General features: G+C 68.2%; 21 protein-coding genes and 1 riboswitch. Of the genes, 2 read left to right on the forward strand and 19 right to left on the reverse strand.

The features are described 5' to 3' along the window. Positions 1–95 precede the first annotated feature (95 nt). The 18 genes from XCSCFBP4642_RS0114445 to XCSCFBP4642_RS0114530 all read right to left on the reverse strand — a co-directional run bounded on the left by XCSCFBP4642_RS0114445 (position 96) and on the right by XCSCFBP4642_RS0114530 (position 22,202). Positions 96–830, reverse strand: coding sequence for an adenosylcobinamide-GDP ribazoletransferase (locus XCSCFBP4642_RS0114445; protein ID WP_029220418.1), 735 nt, complete (start codon positions 828–830; stop codon positions 96–98). Continuing rightward, a complete protein-coding gene (locus XCSCFBP4642_RS0114450; RefSeq protein WP_029220419.1) occupies positions 827–1,441 on the reverse strand; it encodes a histidine phosphatase family protein in 615 nt (204 codons plus the stop codon). The genes XCSCFBP4642_RS0114445 and XCSCFBP4642_RS0114450 overlap by 4 nt, the downstream gene beginning before the upstream one ends. After that, entirely contained in the window at positions 1,438–2,484 is a 1,047-nt protein-coding gene (gene cobT, locus XCSCFBP4642_RS0114455) for a nicotinate-nucleotide--dimethylbenzimidazole phosphoribosyltransferase (RefSeq protein ID WP_029220420.1), read from the reverse strand. The genes XCSCFBP4642_RS0114450 and cobT overlap by 4 nt, the downstream gene beginning before the upstream one ends. Then, a complete protein-coding gene (gene cobU / locus XCSCFBP4642_RS0114460) occupies positions 2,484–3,017 on the reverse strand; it encodes a bifunctional adenosylcobinamide kinase/adenosylcobinamide-phosphate guanylyltransferase (protein ID WP_029220421.1) in 534 nt (177 codons plus the stop codon). Before cobU ends, cobT begins: the two co-directional genes overlap by 1 nt. Next, complete coding sequence (locus XCSCFBP4642_RS0114465; protein ID WP_029220422.1) at positions 3,005–4,480, reverse strand: cobyric acid synthase; 1,476 nt, start codon at positions 4,478–4,480, stop codon at positions 3,005–3,007. The genes cobU and XCSCFBP4642_RS0114465 overlap by 13 nt, the downstream gene beginning before the upstream one ends. Then, positions 4,477–5,460, reverse strand: a complete 984-nt coding sequence (cobD, locus tag XCSCFBP4642_RS0114470; protein ID WP_029220423.1) for a threonine-phosphate decarboxylase CobD — start codon at positions 5,458–5,460, stop codon at positions 4,477–4,479. Before cobD ends, XCSCFBP4642_RS0114465 begins: the two co-directional genes overlap by 4 nt. Before the next feature lie 50 nt (positions 5,461–5,510). Then, positions 5,511–6,422: an adenosylcobinamide-phosphate synthase CbiB gene (gene cbiB, locus XCSCFBP4642_RS0114475; RefSeq protein ID WP_029220424.1), complete on the reverse strand. Its 912-nt coding sequence runs from the start codon at positions 6,420–6,422 to the stop codon at positions 5,511–5,513. 64 nt (positions 6,423–6,486) lie between these two features. Further along, a complete protein-coding gene (gene cobO / locus XCSCFBP4642_RS0114480; protein WP_029220425.1) occupies positions 6,487–7,098 on the reverse strand; it encodes a cob(I)yrinic acid a,c-diamide adenosyltransferase in 612 nt (203 codons plus the stop codon). 150 nt (positions 7,099–7,248) lie between these two features. Beyond that, a complete protein-coding gene (locus tag XCSCFBP4642_RS0114485; protein WP_029220426.1) occupies positions 7,249–7,842 on the reverse strand; it encodes a hypothetical protein in 594 nt (197 codons plus the stop codon). A gap of 63 nt (positions 7,843–7,905) precedes the next feature. Continuing rightward, positions 7,906–9,783, reverse strand: a complete 1,878-nt coding sequence (gene btuB, locus XCSCFBP4642_RS0114490; RefSeq protein WP_029220427.1) for a TonB-dependent vitamin B12 receptor — start codon at positions 9,781–9,783, stop codon at positions 7,906–7,908. Between the two features lie 118 nt (positions 9,784–9,901). After that, positions 9,902–10,126, reverse strand: a riboswitch (cobalamin riboswitch). 392 nt (positions 10,127–10,518) lie between these two features. Next, positions 10,519–11,805 carry an O-acetylhomoserine aminocarboxypropyltransferase/cysteine synthase family protein gene (locus XCSCFBP4642_RS0114495; protein ID WP_029220428.1) on the reverse strand — a complete coding sequence of 429 codons (1,287 nt, stop codon included), beginning with the start codon at positions 11,803–11,805 and terminating at the stop codon, positions 10,519–10,521. A 206-nt stretch (positions 11,806–12,011) separates the two neighbouring features. Next, a complete protein-coding gene (clpB, locus tag XCSCFBP4642_RS0114500) occupies positions 12,012–14,597 on the reverse strand; it encodes an ATP-dependent chaperone ClpB (protein WP_029220429.1) in 2,586 nt (861 codons plus the stop codon). A 182-nt stretch (positions 14,598–14,779) separates the two neighbouring features. Then, positions 14,780–15,601, reverse strand: a complete 822-nt coding sequence (locus XCSCFBP4642_RS0114505) for an ATP-binding cassette domain-containing protein (protein WP_029220430.1) — start codon at positions 15,599–15,601, stop codon at positions 14,780–14,782. Continuing rightward, on the reverse strand, positions 15,598–16,392 hold the full coding sequence (ssuC, locus tag XCSCFBP4642_RS0114510; RefSeq protein WP_029220431.1) for an aliphatic sulfonate ABC transporter permease SsuC: 795 nt from the start codon (positions 16,390–16,392) through the stop codon (positions 15,598–15,600). The genes XCSCFBP4642_RS0114505 and ssuC overlap by 4 nt, the downstream gene beginning before the upstream one ends. A gap of 46 nt (positions 16,393–16,438) precedes the next feature. Continuing rightward, positions 16,439–17,356, reverse strand: a complete 918-nt coding sequence (locus XCSCFBP4642_RS0114515; RefSeq protein ID WP_235048302.1) for an aliphatic sulfonate ABC transporter substrate-binding protein — start codon at positions 17,354–17,356, stop codon at positions 16,439–16,441. Between the two features lie 182 nt (positions 17,357–17,538). Beyond that, positions 17,539–18,579: an L-glyceraldehyde 3-phosphate reductase gene (gene mgrA, locus XCSCFBP4642_RS0114520; protein WP_029220433.1), complete on the reverse strand. Its 1,041-nt coding sequence runs from the start codon at positions 18,577–18,579 to the stop codon at positions 17,539–17,541. Positions 18,580–18,595: 16 nt separating this feature from the next. After that, complete coding sequence (locus tag XCSCFBP4642_RS0114525; RefSeq protein WP_029220434.1) at positions 18,596–19,924, reverse strand: LLM class flavin-dependent oxidoreductase; 1,329 nt, start codon at positions 19,922–19,924, stop codon at positions 18,596–18,598. 67 nt (positions 19,925–19,991) lie between these two features. Beyond that, the gene (locus XCSCFBP4642_RS0114530; RefSeq protein WP_053329567.1) at positions 19,992–22,202 is read right to left on the reverse strand and encodes a TonB-dependent receptor; all 2,211 of its coding nucleotides are present in this window, start codon (positions 22,200–22,202) and stop codon (positions 19,992–19,994) included. Positions 22,203–22,506: 304 nt separating this feature from the next. Between XCSCFBP4642_RS0114530 and XCSCFBP4642_RS0114535 the strand changes: the two genes are divergently transcribed. Further along, a complete protein-coding gene (locus XCSCFBP4642_RS0114535) occupies positions 22,507–22,815 on the forward strand; it encodes a GIY-YIG nuclease family protein (protein ID WP_029220436.1) in 309 nt (102 codons plus the stop codon). Between the two features lie 45 nt (positions 22,816–22,860). Beyond that, positions 22,861–23,568: a glutathione S-transferase gene (locus tag XCSCFBP4642_RS0114540; protein ID WP_029220437.1), complete on the forward strand. Its 708-nt coding sequence runs from the start codon at positions 22,861–22,863 to the stop codon at positions 23,566–23,568. Positions 23,569–23,783: 215 nt separating this feature from the next. Here the strand turns inward: XCSCFBP4642_RS0114540 and XCSCFBP4642_RS0114545 are convergent, their stop codons facing one another. Beyond that, positions 23,784–24,599: a DUF3014 domain-containing protein gene (locus tag XCSCFBP4642_RS0114545; protein ID WP_029220438.1), complete on the reverse strand. Its 816-nt coding sequence runs from the start codon at positions 24,597–24,599 to the stop codon at positions 23,784–23,786. Positions 24,600–24,708: the final 109 nt, after the last annotated feature.

Genomic DNA, 24,708 nt, shown 5'->3' on the forward strand with positions numbered 1-24,708 from the left:
GCGGCCCACACGGCCCCTGCGCAAGCGCAGACCGATACGTGGGCAGGGCGATCACATCCGGATGGCGATTGCGTCAACGCGGCAAAAGCGCCTGTTCAACCCGACCAGAGCGCCAGCGCCACCAGCACTGCGGTTTCCGTCAGTTCCACCAGTGCACCGCAGGTATCCCCGGTCATGCCGCCCAGACGCTGCAGGCAGGCGCGGCGCCAGCGTGCGAACACCAGTGCGGCGACGCCGACGCACAACGCCGCGGTGGGCAGCCCGGCAGCGATGCACACTGCGGTACCGGCGATCAGCGCCAGCCACAGGCCCGCACGTGATGCGCCCAGCAGCGCACTGCCCAGCCCACCGGCGCGTACATACGGCGTACTCAGGAACGCGGCAACCAGCGCGCTGCGCGCCAGTAGCGGCGCCAGCCATAGCGTGGTCGGCGCCTGCGCCAGCAGGCTGGCCAAGGCAGCGCATTTGAGCAGCAACACCAGCACCACTGCGGTGACTGCCATCGGGCCGCTGGTGGGGTCCCTCATGATCGCCAGCGTGCGTGCGCGCTCGCCCATGCCGCCGACCCAGGCATCGGTCGTGTCGGCCAGGCCATCCAGATGCAACGCGCCGGTCAGCCACACCCAGGCGCTCAACAGCAGCGCTGCGCCCAGCAACGGCGCAACCTCGCGCAGGCACCAGGCCAACCCGCACACCACTCCACCGAGCACCACGCCCACCAGCGGGTACCAGCACAGCGAGCGCGCCTGCGCGCCTGCGCGTGTGAACGCCCGGGCGGGCACCGGGATGCGGGTCAGGAACCCGATCACCGCCAGCAACCCGTCGATCATTCGGTGGCGTGCGCCGGTGGCAATGCCGTGGATGAGCCCGGCGATCTCGATGCGCCAGCCACGTCGGTCGGCGGCCAGGCCAGCGGATGCAGCGACGCATGCGGCACCGCCAGTTCGGTCATCCGGCCGAAACCACTCCCGGCGACCAGGCACTGCAAGGCGCGGATGGCGCCGCCGTGGGTGACCACCAGCACGCGCTGTGCCGGGTAGCGGGCGACGATGGCATCGAGCGCGGCCGACAGGCGCGCGCAAAAATCGGGGAACGGCTCGGCCTGCGGCAGCGGGTAGCGCAGCGGGTCGGCCCAGAAGCGGCCCAGCGCCTGCCCTTCGTCCCGATCGATATCGGCCACCGGCACGCCTTGCCATCGGCCGAAGTGGTATTCGCGCAGCCGCGGCTCCAGCTGCAGCGGCAAGCCGCGCGTGCTGGCGAGTTCAGCGGCAAACGCTGCGCAGCGCTGCAACGTGGAGGCCACCACCACCTCCCACACGCCATCGGCGGTGGCTGCGCGCAATTGCTGCCATCCCAGCTCGGTAAGCGGGTCGTCGAGCTGGCCGCGATAGCTGCGCTGGCCGGTATCTCCGTGTCGCAGCAAGGTGATCTGCGCGCTCATGCGTCGGAGACCCCTGCTTCGGCAAAGGTGGCCATGCCGTTGTGCAGGGCGCAGGCGCTGCGCAGCAGCGGAATCGCCACCGCCGCGCCGCTGGCTTCGCCCAGGCGCAGGTCCAGCTGCAGCAGCGGTTCGGCATCCAGGGCACGCAGCAAGGCGGTGTGGCCACGCTCCTGCGAGCGGTGCCCGAACAGCAGCCATTGCCGCACGCCGGGGTTGAGATGGGTGGCCACCAGCGCCGCGGCGGTGGCGATGAAGCCATCCACCAGCACCGGGATGCCCGCCTGCGCGGCAGCGATGTAGGCGCCCACCAGTGCGGCAATCTCGAAACCGCCGAGCCGGCGCAGGCGCTCCAGCGCGGTGGCGGCATCGGCGTGCAGCGCCAGCGCGCGGGTGATCACGGTGGCCTTGTGTGCGATGCCTTCGGCATCCAGCCCGGAACCGGCGCCGGCCATCGCCTGCGGAAACTGCGATAACAGCGCGCAGCCCAGCGCGGCGGCCGCGGTGGTGTTGCCGATGCCCATCTCGCCGCCCACGAACAACTGCGTATCGCAACTCTTTGCCTGCGCAATGCTCTGTGCACCCGCGGCGAGCGCGTCGCGCAGCTGGCCGGGCGTCATCGCCGGTTGCTCGCAGATATTGGCGCTGGAAGGCGCGATCCAGGCGCGGCGCACACGCGGCAGCTCGCCCGGGTCGTTGACCACGCCCAGGTTCACCACCTCCAGCTGCGCTCCCAGTTCGCGCGCCAGCACCGAAATCGCCGCACCGCCACGGGCGAAGTTGCGCACCATCTCGCCAGTGACCGCCTGCGGAAACGCAGACACGCCCTCGGCCGCAACGCCGTGGTCGGCCGCATACACCGCGATCCAGATCCGCTGCACCTCCGGCTGCTCGTTGCGCTGCCAGGCGGCCAACTGCACCGCCAGCTGCTCGAGCCGGCCCAGCGCACCGTGCGGCTTGGTCAGTTGTTCCTGTCGTGCCAGCGCCGCTGCACGCACGCGTGCGTCCGGCACCGCGCATGCGGCAAAGATCCAGTCGCTGCTCATCATCCCTCCCCCTTCAACACCATCGGCAAGCCCGCCACCACGAACACCACCCGCTCGCACTGTAGCGCCAATGCCTGGTGCAGCCAGCCGGCCTCGTCGACAAAACGCCGCACGAGTTCGCCCAGCGGCACGATGCCCTGCCCTACCTCGTTGCTGACCAGCACGATCTGCCCCGGCAACTGCGGCAGTGTGGCCAGCAGTGCCGCGCGCTCGCGCGCGAAGGCATCCGCATCCGGGTGACCCAGCAGGTTGCTCAGCCACAGGGTCAGGCAATCCACCAGCACGCAGCGCTGCGGTGCCGCCCATGCCTGCAGGGTGGCCGCCAGGGCAACGGGTTCTTCCACGCACTGCCACTGCGGCGGGCGCCGGCTGCGGTGATGCGCGATGCGCTGCTGCATTTCCGCATCGAAGGCCTGCGCGGTGGCGACATAGGCCACCTCGGCCGCCGTGCCGGCGGCTAAAGCGCTGGCAGCGAGGCGTTCGGCCAGCGCGCTCTTGCCGGAGCGCGCGCCTCCCAGGATCAACTGCCGCATGACGGGTCCTTGCAGGTCAGCCGCGCCAGGGCGGCGGTATCCAGATGGGTCTGCACCGCATCGGCCAGGCGCTCGAGCGTGGCCTCGCGCAGCGCGGCAAGATCCACTGGCAGCGCCTGCGCCAGGCCGGCCCATGCGAGCAATGCGTGCAGTGCCTGCGGGTGGTCGAAGATGCCGTGCAGATACGTGCCCAGCACCTGCCCGTCCTCGGACATGGCGCCATCGTTGCGGCCATCGTCCAGCCACAGCAGCGGACGCGCCAGTGCCGCGCCGGTGCTGATGCCGCAATGGATCTCGTAGCCGTGCGCACGCGCATCGCCCAGCAGCAAGCGCCCCTGCACGCGACGCAGCTGCTTGTGCGGATGCAGCTGCGTGTCCAGCGCCAGCCAGCCCAGGCCTGCACTGCTGCCGGGCGGGCCTTCGATGCCGTCGGGGTCGTGGATCTGCTCGCCCAGCATCTGCAGGCCGCCACAGATGCCGAGCACTTTGCCGCCGTAGCGCAGGTGGCGCGCAATGGCGCTCTCCCAGCCGTGCGCGCGCAACCACTGCAGATCGTGGCGGGTGGACTTGCTGCCCGGCAGCACGATCAGATCGCAGGGCGGCGGCAGCTGGCCCGGGCCGATCAACTGCAGGTCGACCTGCGGATGCGCCAGCAATGCGTCGAGATCGGTGTGGTTGCTGATGCGCGGCAATACCGGCACCACCACGCGCAACTGCGCATGCGGCCTGTGCACGACATGCCGCGGCAGCGCGTCTTCGGCCTCCAGCTGCAACCCATGCAGGTACGGCAACACGCCCAGCACGGGCTTGCCGGTTTCGCGTTCCAGCCAGTCCAGACCGGGCTGCAACAGCGCCAGGTCGCCACGAAAACGATTGATGACAAACCCCGCCACGCGCGCGCGCTCGCTGTTCGACAACAATGCCAGGGTGCCGACCAGGTGCGCGAACACACCGCCGCGGTCGATGTCGGCGATCAGGAGTACCGGGCAATCCACCGCTTCAGCATAGCCCATGTTGGCGATGTCGTTGGCGCGCAGGTTGATCTCGGCCGGGCTGCCGGCACCTTCCACCAACACCACTTCGAAGCGCGCGGCCAGGCGGGCATGCGAGGCCAGCACGGCGCTGAGCGCGGTGGACTTGTAGGCGTGATAGCCCACCGCATCCAGCGTGGCCACCGCCCGCCCGTGCACGATCACCTGCGCACCGGTGTCGCTGTTGGGCTTGAGCAGCACCGGGTTGAAGTCGGTGTGCGGCTCCAGCCCGCAGGCCTGTGCCTGCACGGCCTGCGCACGGCCGATCTCGCCGCCATCGACGGTGACCGCGCAATTGAGTGCCATGTTCTGCGGCTTGAACGGCGCCACCGCCACGCCCTGGCGGTGCAGCCAGCGGCACAGCGCGGCCACCAGCGTGCTCTTGCCGGCGTCGGAGGTGCAGCCCTGCACCATCAGCACACGCGCGCTCATCCCAGCAGCTCGCGCAGTGCCGCGTCCAGGCGCGCCTCGCCGGCCGCATCGGGCGGCAGCCCGAAGCGCAGGCTGGCCGGGGTATCGAACAGCCGGGTCAGAATGCCGCGCCTTGCCAGCGCCACGTGCAGGGCCTGCGCATCGGCGCGTTCGCACCACTGAAAAAACGCGGTGCCGGCCGACGGCACGATGCCGTGGCGACGCAGCAACTGCGCCAGCCGCTGCGATGCGGCATGCAGTTGCGCGCGCGCCTGCACGTGCCAGCCGGTATCGGCCAGGGCCTGCTGCACGGCCCAGCGGGTGGGCCCGCTCACGGACCAGGGCCCCAACTGTTCGCGCAAGGCATCCAGCAGCGGCGCATGCGCGCACACGAAGCCGGCCCGCGCGCCGGCCATGCCGAAGAACTTGCCGACGGAGCGCAGCACCACCAGGCCCGGTTGCTGCGTCTGCGCGCACACGCTCGCATACGGGGTCGCATCCATGAAGGCTTCGTCGATCACCAGCCAGCCACCGCGCGCCGCCATCCGCGCATGCAGCTGCAACAGGACTTCGCGATCGAAGCTGTCCACGCAGGGATTATTGGGATGGATCAGCACCACCACATCGAAGGTATCCGCCGCCTGCAGCAACGGCGCTGCCGGCAGCGGCACCACGGTGTGGCCGGCGCGCCGCCAGGCATGCGCATGTTCGGCATAGCCAGGCGCGAGCACGCCCACACGGCCGCGACCACGCAACAGCGGCAGCGCCTGGATCGCCGCCTGCGAGCCGGGCACCGGCAGCACCTGCGGCGCGCCGTAGTACGCCGCTGCGGTTGTGGCCAGGCCGTCGTCGTCTTCGGGCAGGCGCTGCCACACCGGCTCCGGAATCGCCGGCACCGGCCAGGCAAACGGGCTCACGCCGGTGGACAGGTCCAGCCAGTGCGCCAGCGCAATCGCGTAGGTTTGCGCGGCGCGGCGCAACCGGCCTCCGTGTTCAAGCATGCGGTGCGCCAAAGGGAAAGACATGGCGCGGCGGTCGGCACTGGCTGCGATCATTGCATCACCATTGCCATCGACAAGGCGCCGAGCAGCAACCAGAGCAGCACGCCTGCGCGCACCAGCAGCAGCGCGCGGCGCACGCTGTCGGCACTGGCCGGAGCGCCCTCGCCCAAGAAGGGACGTGGCTGCCACTGGCCGTGATACGGCGCCGGGCCACCCAGGCGCACGCGCAGCGCGCCGGCACCGGCGGCCATCACCGGCCCGGCATTCGGGCTTTTCCAGCCGCGGCCCTGGCGCCAGGCGCAGCGCAGGCCCGCGTGCGTTGCGCCGAGCGCGGCGTAGGTCACTGCGGTCAGGCGTGCCGGCAACCAGTTGAGCACATCGTCGATCCGTGCCGCTGCCCAGCCGAAGCTGGCGTAGCGCGGCGTGCGATAGCCCCACATCGCATCCAGCGTATTGGACAGCCGGTACAGCACCGCGCCCGGCGCACCCAGCAGCACTCCCCAGAACAACGCGGCGAATACGGCATCACTGCCGTTCTCCAGCACCGATTCGGTGGCGGCCGCGGCCACCTGCGCGGCATCCAGCGCGGCGGTATCGCGGCTGACGATGCGGCCCACTGCTGCGCGGGCTGCCGGCAGGTCGGCGGCCTGCAACGCAGCGATCACCGCTTGCGCGTGTTCGCCCAGGCTGCGCAGTCCCAGCGCCAGATACAGCACCACGGCGGCAAATCCGGCCGCTGCCCAGGCCGACCACCACAACAGCGCCTGCAGCCCTGCGGCCACCAGCGTCCACGGCAGCACCGTCACACACCACGCCAGCACGCCGGCGCTGCGGTGGCCACGGTGCAGGCGTTGCTCGATGCGCTGCGCCCAGCGGCCGAACAGCCCCAGCGGATGCGCACGCCGCGGCTCGCCCAGCAGCAGATCCAGCAGCACTGCTGCGGTGGCCGTCAGCAGCAGCATCGGGCGCGGCCCAACCGCATGCCACACGTCAGCCCAGCGCCAGGCAACACGCGCGCGCGCATGCCTACAGCTCGATGCCGAGCTGCGCCTTGATGCCGGCGTTGAAGGCATGTTTGACCAGCCGCATCTCGGTGACCGTGTCTGCCACCTCGATCAGGCCGGCGGGCGCTCCGCGTCCGGTGATCACCACGTGCTGGCCGGGCGGACGCGCGGCCACCGCGGCCAGCACCTCGTCCAATGCAACGTAGTCCTTCACCAGGGCGATATTGAGTTCGTCCAGCAGCACGAAGTCGTAGCGTGCATCGGCCAGCATGTCGCGCGCCAGCTGCCAGGCCGCCTGCGCGGCGGCGATGTCCACGTTGCGGTCCTGGGTTTCCCAGGTGAAGCCTTCGCCCATCACGTGGTAGTCGAGCAGGTCGGGAAAACGGCGAAAGAATGCCTCTTCGCCAGTGGAGAACGTGCCCTTGATGAACTGCACCACGCCGCAGTACAGGCCATGCCCGAGCGAGCGCGCCAGCATGCCGAAGCCGGACGAACTCTTGCCCTTGCCGTTGCCGGTATTGACCAGCAAGACGCCGCGGTCGATCACGGCGCGCGCGATGCGCCGGTCCACCAGTTCCTTCTTGCGTTGCGCGCGTTCGCGATACTGTGCGTCGTCATGCTCGGGGATCGTCATGCGCGTTCTCCCATCAGTGGACGTGCGGCAAGGCTGCGCCATGGTGCGATCGGGGCGAAGACGATGCCCATGTAGCCGACCAGGAGATCGAGCGCGCGTGGTCGCTGCGCAACGTCATGGCGGCCGGTGCCATCGCCTGCGCTGGAACCGTCATGACAGCTCCAGCGGCGTGGCCGGATCGGCGGCACTGCGCACCGCGCGCCAGCGCAGCGGGCGCCATGCCCCGACAAGCGCCACCGCCAGATACAGAGCGGTGGTACGCACGAACAACGGGCCCCACTGCGCTGCGCGCTGCAGGTACTGCGCCCAGTGCGGATCGGCATAGCGTCCGCCCAACCAGTAGAACGCGCCATTGGAGATCAGGAACGACACCGCCGCGGCCGCCACTCCGAGCCCCCAGGCAAGGCACAGCGACCCTGCCCGGGGGCGAAGCTGCGCCTGATACGCGCGGCCCGCATACCACAGCACGCCGTAGGCCAGCGGCAGCGCGGCGTAGGCGGCAGTGATGCAGAAGTCGCCGACACCGGCCAGCGACACCGCCGCCCAATCGATCGACACCGATAGCCCGAGCAACAGCGCAAAAAAAGCGTACCGGCGCAGCGTCAAACCGCCGACAAAGAACACCGCCATCGAGGCATCCGGCAGATGCAGCCAATCGCCGACATGATGAAAGCGGGTGGCCGTCATCGCCAGCATCAGGGCGATGAGCAGGTTGCGCTGGACGCTGCGGGAGAGTGGTGTCATCGGTGCTCCTCAAGATTGCGGGACCCCGTCTACGTCGGTGATGCGCGCAGTGTCAGCCGCGCTTCACCGGGTCGGCTGATAGCGGAAGGTCAGCAGGTAGTTGCGTCCCGGTTGTGCGTACCAGCGTGCGGTTTCGTACTGGCGGTCGAACACATTGTTGGCGGTGAACTGTACCTTCCAGTCTGCGTTCACCGCATAGCTCACGCGCAGATCCAGCAAGCCGTAGCCGGCCAGTTGCTCGGTATTGGCCAGGTCGTCGTAGCGCTTGCCCGACCCGAACAGGCTCGCGCCCACGCCGAACGCGCCGAAGCTGCGGTCGGCATCGATGCGTCCGCTCTGCCGTGCGCGGCGCGGCAGCCAGTTGCCGTGATTGACATCCCCATCGGCCTGCGGCTGCAGCCAGGTCAGCGCGCTGCGCAGGGTCCAGCCGGCCAGCTCGGTGTCGTAGCCGGCTTCCACACCGCGGATGCGCGCCTGGTCGATGTTGTTCGGCTGCCCGAACGGATGGGTGGCATCCACCAGCCCCGCATCGTAGGCAATCAGATCGTCGATGCGGGTCTGGAAGGCATTGAGCGTCCACACGCCCCAGTCGTAGCTGCCACGCAGGCCCAGCTCGGCACTTTTGGAGGTCTCCGGCCCCAGCAGCGGATTGCCGTAATCGGGGTAGTACAGCTCGTTGAAGGTGGGTGCCTTGAACGCAGTGCCATAGCTGGCGGTCAGGCGCAGATGCTCGGCAACATCCCAGCCCCACAGCAGGCTGCCGGTGGTCTTGCCGCCGAACTGGCTGTTGTCGTTGCGCCGCAGGCTGGCCTGCAGCGATTGCTGGCCGAAGCTCTGCTGCCACTGCGCAAAGGCCGCGCGGTCGATCCGGCTGTCGGCATCGTAGGTGTCGCTGCTGGCGATGGCATCGCGCTGCCAGTCGAAGCCGACCGTGAGCAGGCCAGGCGCGGTGCTGATGTCGGCCTGCAGCGAGCCCTGCTTGCGGCGCGTGTCGTAGGTGGACAGGTACGCGCCGTCGTAATAGCTATCGCTCAGATCGGCACTGCTCCCCAGGCTGGCGGTGAATTTGAGCGCATCGCTGGGCGCATAGCGCACGCGCCCGCCCACGGCCTGCTGCACGCCTTTGCCCAGGTTGCCGCCGAAGGCCGAGCCGTCGTATTCGTTGCGGCTCTGCGCGCGCAATGCATGCACATCGGCATCCCATTGCCGGTTGAAGCGCCAGCCGCCCTGCATGCTCAACGAATCGTTGCGATAGCCGTCGCGGTCCGGATCGTAGGCACTGGAGCGGGCATCCAGATACGCATTGATGCCATCGGTTTCGTCATGCACGGCGTTGACCGAATACCAGCCGCCGGCCTCGCTCAGATCGCCCTGGCTGCGCCCGGCGACACCGGCGCCATAACGGCGCGCATTGTCGCTGCCGGCCGCCACGCTGAGCGTGGGCACGAAGCTGCCCTGCGGGCGACGGGTAAAGATCTGGATCACCCCGCCCAATGCCTCGGAGCCGTACAGGCTGGAAAATGGCCCACGCACGATTTCGATGCGCTCGATCTGCTCGATCGGCAAGTCCTGCAGCGCCGCGCCACCAGACGTGGCCGAGCCGATGCGCACGCCGTCGATCAGCACCACCAGATGATCCGACTCGGTGCCGCGCAGGAACAGCGAGGTCGCCTTGCCCGGGCCACCGTTATTGGCCAGCGACACACCGGCCTCGCCACGCAGCAGGTCCTGCAACGCGGTGACCTGGCGGCGCTCGATCTGCGCGCGGTCGATCACGGTGACCGGCGCCAGCGTCTGGTCCTGGGTCTGCGCGGTACGGGAGGCAGTCACCACCACTTCGTCGAGATCGATGGCGGCCTCGGCCTGGGCCAGGTTGGTCACGCACAGCGACAACCCCACGGCCAGCACGGCGCGACGCGGCAAAACGGAAGAAACGGACATCGACTGCTGCTCCTGGAACCGCGCCTACCCGCGCGGGGGCAATGGGGGTCGGCAGGCAGCAACGGGCCAGGCGTCCGGCGCGCGCGCACCAGATGCACAGGGCCACGCCCACCGCGTGCCGGGTCAATCCCTTCAGGCCGGTCTCCGGGCTTGCGAGCGGAAGCGGTCGCTTCCCGGATCCGCGCCTTCCCATGCACAGCACAGTGGCATTACCTGCGGACCCTTGTCTCGCCCACCGTTGCGGGGGCAGCTCCGGACTTGCGTCTCGCCAAGGCGATGCGCGCACCGGATTCCCGTTTAAACCACCGGCCAGCCGGCAGTCACCTCAGGGGCGCGCATGGTAGCAGGATTGGCGGCGGCGCCTCTGCGGTGCGCGGCGACCGGCCAGGCGCAACGCGTCGCCACGCACCGCGGGGCCCGAGCCCTTCTCCCACCGGGAGAGGGTGCCCCGAAGGGGCGGATGAGGGTAAGGAGCGAAGCCTCATGCCATGCTGGGGACAGTGCATGCAAGTTTTAGCCAAATGGCAGCGCTGAGCTCGACCTAGCACATGTAAGTGGGCGTCGCCCCCGCCGTACCCTCACCCAACCCCCGCTCCGCGCCCCGGCCCGCGCTTGCGGCGCGGGCGCTCCAAGGCACGCGCGCCCATGGCGCGCCAGCTGTGCCTCCTCGCCCCGACGGGAGAGGGGCTAGCTCGTCCCTTCGCGCACTCCTGCTCAGGTCACGGCTATCAAACTTCACGCCCCCTGCAGCGCCTGCTCCAGATCGGCCAGCAGATCGTCGATGTGCTCGATGCCGATCGACAGCCGCACGGTGTCTTCGCTGACCCCGGCATGTTCCAGTTCGGCCGGGCCCAGCTGGCGATGGGTGGTGGATGCCGGGTGCGTCGCCAGCGACTTCGCATCGCCGATGTTCACCAACCGCGTAAGCAACTGCAGCGCATCCAGAAAACGCGCGCCGGCCGCGCGCGCGCCGGGCAGGCCGAAGGTCAGCACGCCCGAACCATGCCCGCCCAGATACTTCTGCGCCAACGCATGCTCCGGATGATCCGGCAGCGCGGCGTAATTGACCCAGGCGACCCGCGGGTGCTGCTGCAGATACGTTGCAATCGCCAGCGTGTTGGCATTGATGCGCTCCATCCGCAACGGCAGCGTTTCGATGCCTTGCAGGATCAGGAACGCGTTGAACGGCGACAGCGCCGCGCCGGTATTGCGCAGCGGCACCACGCGCGCACGGCCGATGTATGCCGCCTCGCCCAGCGCTTCGGTGTAGACCACGCCGTGATAGCTCACGTCCGGCTCGTTCAGGCGTGGAAACCTTTGTTTGTGCGCCGCCCACGGGAAGCGCCCGCTGTCCACGATCGCCCCGCCGATGCTGTTGCCATGGCCGCCCAGATACTTGGTCAGCGAATGCACCACGATGTCGGCGCCGAAGTCGATCGGCCGCAGCAGCGACGGCGTGGCCACGGTGTTGTCCACGATCAGCGGCACGCCATGCGCATGCGCCACCGCGGCCACGGCCTCGATATCGGTGATGTTGCCGCGCGGATTGCCGATCGACTCCACGAACACCGCCTTGGTACGTTCATCGATCAAGCCGGCAAACGCCTGCGGATCGCGATAATCGGCAAAGCGCGTGCCGATGCCGAACTGCGGCAAGGTATGAGCGAACAGATTGTAGGTGCCGCCATACAAGGCACTGGAGGAGACGATGTTGTCGCCGGCCTCGGCAATGGTCTGGATCGCATAGGTCACCGCGGCCTGCCCGGAGGCCAGCGCCAGCGCACCGATGCCGCCCTCCAGCGCAGCCACGCGCTGCTCCAGCACGGCGTTGGTCGGATTCATGATGCGGCTGTAGATATTGCCCTGCACCTTGAGGTCGAACAGGTCCGCGCCATGCTGGGTATCGTCGAAGGCGTAGGCGACGGTCTGGTAGATCGGCACCGCCACCGCCCGCGTGGTCGGGTCGGGCTGATAGCCGCCGTGCACGGCGATGGTTTCGGGCTTCCACTGCGGATCGGTCATGGCGCGGCTCGCTCGGACAGGAGTGCCGACCATAGCCGGCCCTGCACGCGTGTCTGCAAACCAGCGGTGATGACCTTATGCCGCCGCGTTGTGAGCGCGGACGATACGCCGCATGCGCCATTCCCCTCATGCAAACGGGCACTGCCTGCGCAGTGCCCGTTGCTCGCTTCGCTGCCAGCGATACGGCGCACAACCGGCGCCGCGTCTCAGCCCTTGCCAAACTCCAGATGCCCGCCCTGCGCGCGCACCCGCACGGTCTCGCCGCCGGCGTACTGGCCGGACAGGATCTGCTGGGCCAACGGGTTTTCCACCTGCGACTGGATCGCGCGCTTGAGCGGGCGCGCGCCATACACCGGGTCGAAGCCGACATTACCGAGCAATTCCAGCGCGGCATCGTCCAGGTCCAGCTTGAGGCCGCGTTCGGCCAGGCGTTTTTCCAGGCCTTGCAGCTGGATGCGCGCGATCGACTTGATCTGGGTTTTGTCCAGCGGATGGAACACCACGATGTCGTCCAGCCGGTTGATGAACTCCGGGCGGAAATGCGCCTGCACCACGCCCATCACCGCCGCCTTCATCTGCGTATAGGCCTCGGCGCTGCCATCGCCGGACAACTCCTGGATCTGGTGCGAACCCAGGTTGGAGGTCATCACGATCACGGTATTGCGGAAATCCACGGTGCGGCCCTGGCCATCGGTCAGGCGGCCATCGTCGAGCACCTGCAACAGGATGTTGAAGACATCGGCGTGCGCCTTTTCCACCTCGTCCAGCAGGATCAGCGAATACGGGCGACGACGCACCGCCTCGGTCAGATAGCCGCCCTCCTCGTAGCCCACATAGCCCGGAGGCGCACCGATCAGGCGCGACACCGAATGCTTCTCCATGAACTCGCTCATGTCGATGCGGATCATCGCCTCGGTACTGTCGAACAGGAAGTCCGCCAGCGCCTTGCACAACTCGGTCTTGCCCACGCCGGTGGGACCTAAGAACAGGAACGAGCCGCTCGGGCGGTTGGGATCGGACAAGCCGGCACGCGAACGACGGACTGCATCGGACACCACCTTGATCGCCTCGTTCTGGCCGACCACGCGGTGATGCAGTTCCTCTTCCATGCGCAGCAATTTGTCGCGCTCGCCTTCGAGCATCTTGTTGACCGGAATACCGGTCCAGCGCGACACCACCTCGGCGATTTCCTCGGCGGTCACGCGATCCTGCACCAGCTTGAAGTCGTGGTGCTCCACTTCGTTGGCCAATAGCATCTGCTTTTCCAGCTGCGGCAGCACCCCGTACTGGATCTCGCTCATCTTGGCGTAGTCCTGGCGGCGCTGAGCCGCTTCCAGCTCCAGCTTGGCATGCTCGATCTGTTCCTTGATCTTGGTGGTTCCCTGCAGTGCGGCCTTCTCCGACTTCCACACCTCGTTGAGATCGGAGAACTCGCGCTCGAGCTTGTCGATGTCGTTTTCCAGGTCGGCCAGGCGCTGCCGCGAGGCGTCGTCCTTTTCCTTCTTGAGCATCTCGCGCTGGATCTTGAGCTGGATCAGGCGGCGCTCCAGGCGGTCGAGCTCCTCCGGCTTGGAGTCGATCTCCATGCGGATGCGCGATGCGGCTTCGTCCATCAGGTCGATCGCCTTGTCCGGCAGCTGGCGGTCGGTGATGTAGCGGTTGGACAAGGTGGCGGCGGCAACGATCGCCGGGTCGGTGATCTCCACGCCGTGATGCACCGCGTAGCGTTCCTTCAGCCCACGCAGGATGGCGATGGTGTCCTCCACCGTCGGCTCGCCCACGAACACCTTCTGGAAGCGCCGCTCCAAGGCCGCGTCCTTTTCGATGTACTTGCGGTATTCGTCCAGCGTGGTGGCGCCGATGCAATGCAGCTCGCCACGCGCCAGCGCCGGCTTGAGCATGTTGCCGGCATCCATCGCACCATCGGCCTTGCCCGCGCCGACCATGGTATGCAGCTCATCGATGAACAGGATGATCTGGCCTTCATTCTTGGACAGGTCGCTGAGCACCGCCTTCAGGCGTTCTTCGAATTCGCCGCGGAACTTGGCGCCGGCAATCAGCGCGCCCATGTCCAGCGACAGCACGCGCTTGCCGCGCAGCCCTTCGGGCACTTCGCCATTGATGATGCGCTGGGCCAGGCCTTCGACAATGGCGGTCTTGCCCACGCCGGGTTCGCCGATCAGCACCGGGTTGTTCTTGGTCCGCCGCTGCAACACCTGGATGGTGCGGCGGATTTCCTCGTCGCGGCCGATCACCGGATCGAGCTTGCCGCTCTCGGCGCGCGCAGTGAGATCGATGGTGTATTTCTCCAGCGCCTGGCGCTGTTCCTCGGCATTTTCCGATTGCACGGTTTCGCCGCCACGCAGCTTGTCGATGGCCGCCTCGATCTTCTTCTTGTCGCCGCCGGCCGCACGTAGCGCCACGCCCAGCGGGCTGGCATCGTCGGCGGCGGCCAGCACGAACCACTCGCTGGCGATGAAGGCATCGCCATGCTGCTGGGCGAGCTTGTCGGTCTGGTTGAGCAGGCGATTGAGATCGTTGCCGATCGACAGATTGCCTTCCTGGCCGGACACCTTGGGCAGCGTATCCAGCGCCTCGCCGAGGCGTTCGCGCAGCAGCGGCACATTGACGCCGGCCTGCGACAGCAAGGGGCGCGTGCTGCCGCCGCTCTGGTCGAGCAGCGCGGCCAGCACGTGCACCGGTTCGATGATGTTGTGGTCGCGTCCCACCGCCAGCGACTGTGCGTCGGCCAGTGCCTGCTGGAACCGCGAGGTGAGTTTGTCCATCCGCATGGGGATTCCTCTGAACGGGTGGCCGGCAAGTCCGGCGATACCGAGCAGATGCGGTTTCCAGGCGGCGTTTCAAGGTGTGCTGCTGCACTACGATGCTGGCCGCCGACAGCCAGACCTGTGCCCGGCAGCCGCTGTTGGCGCTGCGCACGCAATGCGCTGTGGCCTGCCAGTGGCAGAGCGCGCTAGCCGATCCGCCGCAGCGGCACCCCCGCCCGCGCCGGAGCGGCGGGCGGGGTGGCGCCCTGCTCCGCGGCCGACATCGGTGCCTCCACCGGTCCGCCTCCCAGCAGGCGCGACAGCACCTGCGCCTGGGTCGCCGCCAGCGCCGGCATGCCGGGCGTACGCGGGTGCGCCATCGGCACGTCCACCTCCAGGCCGACCTGGCCGTGCTCGATCACCACGATGCGATCGGCCAGCGCGCAGGCCTCGGCCACGTCATGGGTGACCAGTACCAGAGTGAAACCATGCTGACGCCACAGCTGCACGATCAGCTGCTGCATCTCGATGCGGGTGAGCGCATCCAGTGCGCCCAGCGGCTCGTCCAGCAGCAACAGCCGCGGCCGATGCACCAGCGCACGTGCCAGTGCCACGCGCTGCCGCTGGCCGCCCGACAGCGCCGCCGGCCAGTCGCCTGCGCGCGCGCCCAGCCCCACCGCATCCAGTGCGGCCTGTGCCTGTGCGCGCCCGGCGCGGCCAAGCCCGAGCGCCACGTTGTCGATCACGCGCTTCCACGGCAGCAGCCGTGCATCCTGGAACATCAGCCGCATCGCATCGCGCTGCGCCGCCAGCGGTGCATGAGCGCTGTCGACGGCGCCGGTATCGGCCGCCTCAAGTCCGGCAATCACCCGCAGCAAGGTGCTCTTGCCGCAGCCACTGCGTCCGACCACCGCCAGGCAGGCGCCAGGCGCGATGTCCAGATCGATCCCGCGCAACACATCGGCTTGGCCATAGCGCTTGCCGATTCCGCGCAGGCGCAGCGGCAGGCCGCTCTGATTGGTGGTCATCGCTGCACCTGGGTGCGCTGTTGCTGCGCTGGATGCCAGCCCAGCCACCAGGCTTCCAGCGCGCGCGCAGCCAGGTCGGCCAGCTTGCCGAGCAGCGCGTACAACACGATCGCCACCACCACGATATCGGTCTGCAGGAATTCGCGTGCGTTCATTGCCAGGTAGCCGATGCCGGAGCTGGCCGAGATGGTTTCGGCCACGATCAAGGTCAGCCACATCAGCCCCAATGCGAAGCGCAGCCCGACCAGAATCGACGGCAGCGCGCCGGGCAACAGCACGTCGACGAACAACTGCGGCCCCCGCAGGCCGTAGTTGCGCGCCATCTCGATCAGTGCCGGGTCCACGCTGCGGATGCCGTGATAGGTATTGAGATAGATCGGGAAGAACGTGCCCAGCGCCACCAGGAACAGCTTGGCGCCTTCGTCGATGCCAAACCACAGGATCACCAGCGGAATCAGCGCCAGATGCGGCACGTTGCGCAGCATCTGCAGGCTGCTGTCGAGCAGCCGCTCGGCCACCCGCGACACGCCGGTCAGCAGGCCCAGCGCCAGCCCGATGCTGCCGCCGATGGCCAGCCCCAGCGCCGCGCGCCAGCTGCTGATGGCCAGGTGCTGCCACAGCTCCCCGCTTTGCACCAGCGTGGCCGCTGCGCGCAGTACCGCATCCGGCGCCGGCAGGATGCGCTCGGGCAGCCATCCGGTGGACGCGGCGATCTGCCAGGCCGTCACCACCGCCAACGGCAGCAGCCATGGCACCAGCCGGCCGCTCCACTGGCGCAGCGGCGTGCTCATGCGCGCACCGCCCGGCTGCAGCGCTGGATCGAGGTCGGTGTGCGCATCACTTTCCTGCAACCTGTGCGGTCACGCTGGCGGGCGCACGCCAGACCGCCGGTGCCACCAGCACGCGTTTGGGCAACAGGCGCTGTGCGAAGAACAGATCGGCGGTGGCCTGCTGCGCCTTGATCACCTGCTCGCTCAGCGGCTGCACGCTGGCCGGCGGGCGATGCGCCAGGGTGCGCTCCACCACCGCCGGCGATAGTCCACTCACCTGCGCCAGTATCTTGATGCTGCCGGCGCGGTCGCGCTCCAGCAACCCATCGGCCTGGTTGAGCGTGCCCATCGCCTGCTGTACGAACGGGCCCCATGCGGTGGCATAGCGGCGCGAGGACAGGAAAAACCCGCCGGTGAGCCCCAACCCTTCGCCGTTGGCGAGCAGGCGTGCGCTGCCATCCAGGGTCAGGGCCGAATACCACGGGTCCCAGATCGCCCACGCATCCACCTGCCCGGCCGCGAATGCGGCACGCGCGTTGGCCGGCGACAGGTACAGCGGCGTGATGTCGCGCATGCTCAGCCCGGATCTGGCCAACAGCCGCAGCAGCAGGTTGTGCGCGCTGGAGCCTTTCTGGAAGGCCACGCGCTTGCCCTTCAGGTCGGCCACACGCCGCAGCGTGCTCTTGGCCGGCACCAGAATGGTCTCGGCTTTCGGCGTGGGCGGCACCCAGCCCACGTACAGCAGATCCGCGCCGGCCGCCTGTGCGAACAGCGGCGGGATATCGCCGGCACCGCCCAGATCGATGCTGCCCACGTTCAAGGCTTCCAGCAGCTGCGGGCCGGCCGGAAATTCCACCCAGGTGATCCTGGTGCGCGGGAAACGCTGCTCCAGCAGCCGGTGCTGTCTGGCCAGCACCAGGCTGGAGACCGCCTTCTGGTAGCCAATGCGCAATTGCGCAGGTTCGGCCGCCACAGCCACCTGCATCCACACAAGGCTCAGCAACGCCAGCGCGGCGATGCGCCTGGCAAGCGCCACCGCGCCCCTGCGCGCCGGCCCGGCGCCAACCGCAGCGCTGACCGCTCCCGCCGGCCTTGCCGCATCGCCCAGCGGCCCTGCCATCGCGTGCCTGCGCATTGCTGCAACCGCATGGCGCATCGATACCTTCCTCATTGCCAATCGGTGGACGGTTTTTCCCAGAGGTTGATACCGCCCTCGACCGCGTAGCGGTCGATCGCGGCCAACTCTTCCGGGCTCAACTGAAGGTTCTGCAGCGCCGCCACGTTCTCCACCAGTTGCTCCGGGCGGCTGGCACCCAGCAGCGCCGAGCTCACGCGCGCATCGCGCAACACCCAGGCCAGCGCCAGCTGGGCAAGGCTCTGACCGCGCTGGCGCGCAATGCCATCCAGGCCGCGCGCACGCTGCAGGTTGTCGTCGGACAGGTGCTCCGGGCGCAGCGACTGACCGCCCGGGCGGTTGACCCGCGCATCCGCCGGCACGCCCTGCAGGTACTTGCCGGTGAGCAGGCCCTGCGCCAGCGGCGTAAAGGCGATCACGCCAGCGCCGAGGTCGGCGGTGGTGTCCAGCAGGTCCTGCTCCGGCCAACGGTTGAACAGGTTGTAGGCCGGTTGATGGATCAGCAGCGGCACCTTCCACTCGCGCAGCAACGCTGCAATGTCGCGCGTGCGCGCCGACGAGTACGACGACACGCCCACATACAGCGCCTTGCCCTGTTGCACCGTACTGGCCAGGGCGCCTGCGGTTTCTTCCAGTGGCGTATCCGCATCGAAGCGGTGCGAATAGAAGATGTCCACGTAGTCCACGCCCAACCGCTGCAGGCTTTGGTCCAGGCTGGACAGCAGGTATTTGCGCGAGCTGCCGCCCTGCCCGTACGGGCCCGGCCACATATCCCAGCCGGCCTTGGTGGAGATGATCAATTGGTCGCGATACGGCTTGAAATCCTCGCGCAGCAGGCGGCCGAAGTTGCGTTCCGCACTGCCGTAGGGCGGGCCGTAGTTGTTGGCCAGGTCGAAGTGGGTGATGCCCAGGTCGAATGCCGTGCGCAACAACGCACGCTGGGTATCGATCGGCGTGCTGTCGCCGAAGTTGTGCCACAGGCCCAGCGACAATGCGGGCAGCACCAGGCCACTACGGCCGACACGGCGGTAGGCGATACGGTCGTAACGATCGGGATGTGCGAGATAGCTCATGACAGTGTCCGGTAAGTCAGCGTGCGCTGAAGCGATTGGCGGGGCGTTGCAGCCCCAGATGATCGCGCAACGTGCGCCCTGCATAGTCACGCCGGAACAGCCCGCGCCGCTGCAGTTCCGGTACCACGTGCGCAGCCACGTCGGCCAGGCCTGCAGGCAGGTGCGGTACCAGCACATTGAAGCCGTCGGCTGCGTCCTGCTCGAACCAGGCCTGCAGCTCATCGGCAATCTGCGTGGGCGTGCCGATCACGCTGTAATGCCCGCGCCCGCCGGCGATGCGTCGCCCGAGCTGGGCAATGCTCAATTGCTCCTGCCCGGCCAGCTCGGTGAACAGCTGCTGGCGGCTGCGCTGCCCGGTTTCGGTCAGCGGCAACTCCGGCAACGGGCCATCGGGCGGATAGCCGGACAGATCGAAGTTGCCCAACATGCGCGACAGCAGCGCGATGCCTACCTCCGGCTCGACCAGCTGCTGGAATTGCTCGAATTTTTCCTGCGCTTCGGCCTGGCTCTGCCCCACCACGATGAACACGCCGGGCAGCACCTTCAACGCATCGCGCGGCCGGCCGAACTGTTCCAGCCGCCCCTTGATGTCGGCATAGAACGCCTGCGCCTTGGCCAGCGACGATTGCGCGGTGAACACCACCTCGGCAGTCTCTGCCGCCAGTGCGCGCCCCGGCTCGGACGAGCCGGCCTGCACCAGCACCGGATGCCCCTGCGGAGCGCGCGCGATATTGAGCGGCCCACGCACCTGGAAATGCGCGCCGCGGTGGTCGAGCACGTGCGCACGCGCCGGGTCGTGATGCAGGCCAGCGGCCGTGTCGGCGATGAAGGCATCGTCGTCCCAGCTGTCCCACAGCCCGGCCACCACCTGCTGGAATTCGCGCGCCCGCGCATAGCGCTCGGCATGCACGTAATGCGCATCGCGGTTGAAGTTCAGCGCCTCGTCGGCGGCATCGGAGGTGACCAGATTCCAGCCGGCGCGCCCGCCGGACAGATGATCCAGCGAGGCGAACTTGCGCGCCACGTGATATGGCTCGTTGTAGCTGGTGGTCATGGTGGCGATCAGCCCGATACGCTCGCTCACCGCGGCCAGCGCGCTGAGCAGGGTCAGCGGCTCGAACAGGCTGGAACGTGCCATGCGCGGCGCGATCGGCCCGCCGGCTGCGGCCAGGCTGTCGGCGACGAACACCGCATCGAACTTCGCCGCCTCGGCGATGCACACCATCTCGCGGTACTGCGCAAAATCCAGCGTGTCTGCGCTCGCCTGCGGGTGACGCCACGCCGCCACATGGTGGCCAGTGGCCATCAGGAACGCCCCCAGCGACAACTGACGCTGCGCGCTCATCGCCACCCACCGCAGGCCAGGTACGTACTGTGATCGAACACGTTTTGCCACTCCATCCACTGCATCCTCAGAAATCCTTGTGCAGCTGCAGGCCGACATAGCGCCGGTCATCGCGCGGCACCAGCCGGTAGACATTGCCGGTGGCATTGGCCAGGAGCGGCGCATACGCCCGGTCGCCCAAATTGCGGCCCAGCACCGCCACCCGCCAGCCATGCGCGTCGTCGGCCAGCGCGATGCTGGCATTCCAGATCGCGTAAGGCCCCTGGACGGTCTGGGGAGTCTGGCTGAGGTCGTACTGCACGCTGTCCTGCCAGCTCACATCGCCGTTCAACTCCAGCGCCAGGCTGCCACGCAGCGGCACGCGGTACGCCGCGCGCAGGTTGCCCTTCCAGTCCGGCGAAAACGGCAGCGGCCGGCCGTCGACGTTGCAGTTGGCCGCTGCCGCTGCCGGGCACGCAAAACGCTGGATGCGGGCCTGCGCGTAGGCCAGTGACGACGCCAGGCTCAGCCGCTCGCTGGGCCGATACTCCAGATCCAGCTCCAGGCCCTGCGTGCGGACCGGCCCGGCGTTGATCAGCCGCGTCACCACCTGCCCCGCCACGGTGTCGAAGAAATTGGCCTGGTAGTTGGCGTAGTCGGTATGGAACAGCGCCACGTTGGTGCTGAGCCGGTCGTCCAGCGCACGCGCCTTCAGGCCCAGCTCCCAGGCGTTGGAGGTTTCCGGCTTCAACGCCGGCGTATCGCGCGGCTGCATGTTGAAGAACACGTTGTAGGCCGGGCCCTTGTAGCCGCGCGAATAGGTGAGATACCCAGTGGTGCGCGCATCGATGTCGTACTGCAGGCCGGCACGCCCGGACACGCCATCTTCGGTGGTACTGCCGGCGCTGGCGGTCGCCGGCTGGATCCCGGTGACCGCGGTGGCGGAGCTGGACACGCGCTGGTGCCGGTACTCCAGCGTATCGCGGGTGACACGCGCGCCCAGCAAGGCGCGCAGGTCCGGCCGCCAATGCCAGGTCGCCTCGCCGAACGCCGCATAGGTGGCTGCCCGCGTGGCGTAATCGGCCACGCCCACGTTGCTGGCGGTTGGCGTGGTCACGGTGCGGCGATAGGTTTCGTCGTTGCGTGCATGCAGGTAGTACAGGCCGGCCACGGCTTCCACCGCACGGTCGCGCGGGGTCTGCACACGCAGCTCCTGCGAATACTGCGTGTAGCCCAGCTCGCCACGGTCATGCGAAGACGGAAACGCAGCGCTGCGCTGGGCAGTGCGGTCGCCATCCTGGAACTGGGTGTTGTCCCATTGCCGCCACGCGCTGATCGAGGTCAGCAGCACCTCGCCGATGTGCTGGTCCAGCTGCAGCGAGGCGCCCTTGTTGGTGTCGTCCAGGAACGTGCGGTAATCGCTGTTGATCTGCCGGTTGTCGGCACTGGCTCGCACCGGCGCGAGCGCGGCGGCGAAGTCGGCGCGCGTGCTGGCCACCACCACGCCGCTGGGCGCATCGCCGTGCGAGCGCAGGTAGTCGGCAAGCAAGGTGGCGCTAAAGTCCGGCGTCGGAGTCAGGTCCAGCCGCAGCCGCGCACCGGCACGCCGGTAGCCGTTGACGGTCTGTCCATCGGCTACGTTGCGCACGTTGCCGCCGTAGTCGGCCCACAACGCGGAAACTTTCGCCTTCAGCACGTCCGGCACCAGCGCGCCGCCGACGCTGGCACGGACGCGGTCCTCGCCGCCGCCACCGAAGTGCGCGTAATCGACGTAGCCACCAACCACGTCCGGGGCCGGCTTGCTGACGATATTGAGCACGCCGGCCGACGCGTTCTTGCCGAACAGGGTGCCCTGCGGCCCACGCAGGACTTCGATGCGTTCGACATCCAGCAGATCCAGGGTGGCCTGGCCGGGACGGCCCAGCACCACGCCATCGATCACCGTGGCCACGCTGGGCTCCACGCCCGGCGAGGTGGAGATGGTGCCCACGCCACGCAGGAACAGCGAGGTGTCCTTGTTGGAGGCGCCGGTGCGGAACGTCAGGCTGGGCACCAGGGCCGGCAGATCGGCCACGCTGTTGCGATTCTCGCGCTCCAGGGTCTGGCCCTGCACGACCGAAACCGCCACCGGCACCTGCTGCAAGGTGGTTTCGCGGCGCGTGGCGGTCACCTTCACCGCACCCAAGGTCTGCGCTGCTCCCTCGGGCGCAGCAGCGGCTTCGCCTACGTCGTCGGCCAAGGCCGGTGCACATGCCAGGGCCAGGCTCCACGCCAGCACCTGCGGCTTTCCAAACAACATCGGTGCGGAGGCGCTCCTTGCAGGAAGCCGGTGGTGCACGGGCATGTAGGTCCTTTTGTCTGGCGGTGACCGGTGTGGGAGGCGAAGCGGCAGGCGGATCCAGCACCCTGCGATGGCCGGCAACGGCGAAGCCATCTCGAGCGTGCGTGGCGCTACGGCATGCTGTTTGCACGCGCTGCAAGCGTCAAATAACCAATGTTTGGGTGCTTATTCACTCCGGCACCGCAGGGTTGATCGCAGGCGCCACCAGCCAGCCACCGCCGCGAACGCAGCGCATGCTTCACCGAAGGGCGATACTACGCGGATGGATGCGCCCAAGCCCTGGTATCTCTATCTGCTGCTGTGTCGCAATGGCAGCTATTACGCCGGAATCACCAATGACCTGGAGCGGCGCTTTCAGGCGCATTTGCGTGGCACCGGTGCGCGTTACACACGCGCCAACCCGCCGCTGCAATTGCTGGCCAGCCACCCATATCCGGACCGTGCCAGCGCCTCGCGCGCCGAGTGCACACTCAAGCGGCAGCCACGCGCGCGCAAGCTGGATTGGCTGTTGACGCAGCCGCAGAGCATCGCCGGGTCACAGGCTGCTGACACCTCGATCACGCCCGCCTAGCCACGCCTTTCCTACGCTGCGGTGCCCCCCACCGCGGAGTCGCGCATGCACTATCAGCTCTATTACTGGACCGGCCTGCAGGGCCGCGGCGAATTCGTGCGCCTGGCCCTGGAAGATGCCGGTGCCGCCTACACCGATGTGGCGCGTGTCGAGGGCGACGACGTCATGACTCCCTTCCTGGAGGGCACGCAGCCGGGCGCGCAGCCGTTTGCCCCGCCCTTCCTGCAGGCAGGCGATGTCGTGGTGGCGCAGGTGGCAGCGATCCTGCATTTCCTGGGTCCGTCGCTGCAACTGGTTCCCGACGACGACGCGCAGCGCTTGCAGGCGCTGCAACTGCAAATGACCATTGCCGACCTGGTGGCCGAGGTACACGACACCCATCATCCGATCGCCACCGGCCTGTACTACGAGGACCAGAAAGCCGAAGCCGCCAAGCGTGCCGAGGACCTGCGCGACAACCGTCTGCCCAAGTTCCTCGGCTATTTCGAGCAGGTGGTGCAGCAGGCTGGTGGGACCGCTGCGTTGGGCCTGCATTCGTACGTGGATCTGTCGCTGTTTCAGCTGCTCAGCGGGCTGGACTACATGTTCCCGAAGCGGATGGCGACATTGGCGACGGATATCCCGGGTCTGCGCGCCGTGCAACAGCGCGTGGCAGCACGCCCGCGGATGGCGGCCTACCTCGCCTCCGAACGGCGCGTGGCGTTCAACACCAACGGCATCTTCCGCCACTATCCGGAGCTTGATGCTGCGTAGGCGCTGGCAGGGAATGCATGCGGCAGCACTCGGCCGTCGCGTCACCGGCCAAGCGGCTGCTGGCGCGACGCGCCTGAAAGGCTGCACTCCTGCAAATCGCCAGCTGATCCATCGGGCTTCGCCTGTCTATCGCGATGCGGCCGGTTTCACGTGCGGCCACAGACGCGCCTGCATGACCGCAGCCGCGCAGTGTGGATCCACAGCTGGACGCTGGATCAGCGCGTCTGCAACAAGGCCGCACGAATGCGCTGCAGTTGCGCCTTCACTGCCGACGCCTGCTGCGGCCCCAGCCGCACGATGGCCTTCTGCCCGACCGACAATCCTTCCAACGCCGGGTCCACGAAGCGATAGCGGCCACGCTCATCGCGCACCACCGCCACCGGCTGCGCCGGGTCTGGCGTGCGCAACAGGTGGTCGATCACGTCGACCACGCGGTCGTTGAAATAACGGTCCGGTGCGCCCAGGTTGGCGTAGGCCTGCTGAAACAGTGGGTAGAAGCGCACATAGCTGCGCACCACTGCCTGCGCGTTCACGCCGGTGAATGCGGCGACATACGGCGCGTAGCGGCTGGCATTGGGGCGATCGATGACGGTGCGATCGGCAGCGGGGGTCACCTGCAATTCGCCCGGGACCGGCTGCAGCACCGAGGCGCGGCGGCTGATGCTGGGCTGGGTGAGGTTGTCGATCATGACGACCACGCGTTCGATCAGATGCGGTCGCAACACGAGCGACAGTGCTGCGTCGTCGGGCACCAGATCCTGCAGTGCCCGCCATGCGGCGTCATCGCTCTGCGCCAATGCGGGAATTGCAGCGTCGGCGGCATCGGCCGATGCCGCCTGCACCGGATGTCGCGGCGCGGCGGGAATGGGAGGCGATGGAGCGACCGCTGCAGCCACCGCGTTGGCGGTTTGGCTGACGGGTGCAGGCAGCGCGCCCGATGTCTCGCGTGGCCCGCTGAACAACCACCAGGCGGCGCCGGCAATCAGTGGCACGGCCAATAGCCACGGCCAGCGCGACGGCTTGGTTTGCATCATGGAACTCCTTGCATCGACAACAACACCTGGACTATGACCATCAGATGTTGCGGTGGTTCCATCGATCTGCCGCCGCAGCGCATTGATCGATCGCGCGCATGGTGAC

This window comes from Xanthomonas cassavae CFBP 4642 (genome assembly GCF_000454545.1).
GTDB classification, from domain to species: Bacteria; Pseudomonadota; Gammaproteobacteria; order Xanthomonadales; family Xanthomonadaceae; genus Xanthomonas; species Xanthomonas cassavae.

Coding starts and splice junctions, on each gene's coding strand:
- XCSCFBP4642_RS0114445 (WP_029220418.1), bottom strand. CDS start 830: ATGATCGACGGGTTGCTGGCGGTGATCGGGTTCCTGACCCGCATCCCG.
- XCSCFBP4642_RS0114450 (WP_029220419.1), bottom strand. CDS start 1,441: ATGAGCGCGCAGATCACCTTGCTGCGACACGGAGATACCGGCCAGCGC.
- cobT (WP_029220420.1), bottom strand. CDS start 2,484: ATGAGCAGCGACTGGATCTTTGCCGCATGCGCGGTGCCGGACGCACGC.
- cobU (WP_029220421.1), bottom strand. CDS start 3,017: ATGCGGCAGTTGATCCTGGGAGGCGCGCGCTCCGGCAAGAGCGCGCTG.
- XCSCFBP4642_RS0114465 (WP_029220422.1), bottom strand. CDS start 4,480: ATGAGCGCGCGTGTGCTGATGGTGCAGGGCTGCACCTCCGACGCCGGC.
- cobD (WP_029220423.1), bottom strand. CDS start 5,460: ATGCTTGAACACGGAGGCCGGTTGCGCCGCGCCGCGCAAACCTACGCG.
- cbiB (WP_029220424.1), bottom strand. CDS start 6,422: ATGCTGCTGCTGACGGCCACCGCAGCAGTGCTGCTGGATCTGCTGCTG.
- cobO (WP_029220425.1), bottom strand. CDS start 7,098: ATGACGATCCCCGAGCATGACGACGCACAGTATCGCGAACGCGCGCAA.
- XCSCFBP4642_RS0114485 (WP_029220426.1), bottom strand. CDS start 7,842: ATGACACCACTCTCCCGCAGCGTCCAGCGCAACCTGCTCATCGCCCTG.
- btuB (WP_029220427.1), bottom strand. CDS start 9,783: ATGTCCGTTTCTTCCGTTTTGCCGCGTCGCGCCGTGCTGGCCGTGGGG.
- XCSCFBP4642_RS0114495 (WP_029220428.1), bottom strand. CDS start 11,805: ATGACCGATCCGCAGTGGAAGCCCGAAACCATCGCCGTGCACGGCGGC.
- clpB (WP_029220429.1), bottom strand. CDS start 14,597: ATGCGGATGGACAAACTCACCTCGCGGTTCCAGCAGGCACTGGCCGAC.
- XCSCFBP4642_RS0114505 (WP_029220430.1), bottom strand. CDS start 15,601: ATGACCACCAATCAGAGCGGCCTGCCGCTGCGCCTGCGCGGAATCGGC.
- ssuC (WP_029220431.1), bottom strand. CDS start 16,392: ATGAGCACGCCGCTGCGCCAGTGGAGCGGCCGGCTGGTGCCATGGCTG.
- XCSCFBP4642_RS0114515 (WP_235048302.1), bottom strand. CDS start 17,356: ATGCAGGTGGCTGTGGCGGCCGAACCTGCGCAATTGCGCATTGGCTAC.
- mgrA (WP_029220433.1), bottom strand. CDS start 18,579: ATGAGCTATCTCGCACATCCCGATCGTTACGACCGTATCGCCTACCGC.
- XCSCFBP4642_RS0114525 (WP_029220434.1), bottom strand. CDS start 19,924: ATGAGCGCGCAGCGTCAGTTGTCGCTGGGGGCGTTCCTGATGGCCACT.
- XCSCFBP4642_RS0114530 (WP_053329567.1), bottom strand. CDS start 22,202: ATGTTGTTTGGAAAGCCGCAGGTGCTGGCGTGGAGCCTGGCCCTGGCA.
- XCSCFBP4642_RS0114535 (WP_029220436.1), top strand. CDS start 22,507: ATGGATGCGCCCAAGCCCTGGTATCTCTATCTGCTGCTGTGTCGCAAT.
- XCSCFBP4642_RS0114540 (WP_029220437.1), top strand. CDS start 22,861: ATGCACTATCAGCTCTATTACTGGACCGGCCTGCAGGGCCGCGGCGAA.
- XCSCFBP4642_RS0114545 (WP_029220438.1), bottom strand. CDS start 24,599: ATGCAAACCAAGCCGTCGCGCTGGCCGTGGCTATTGGCCGTGCCACTG.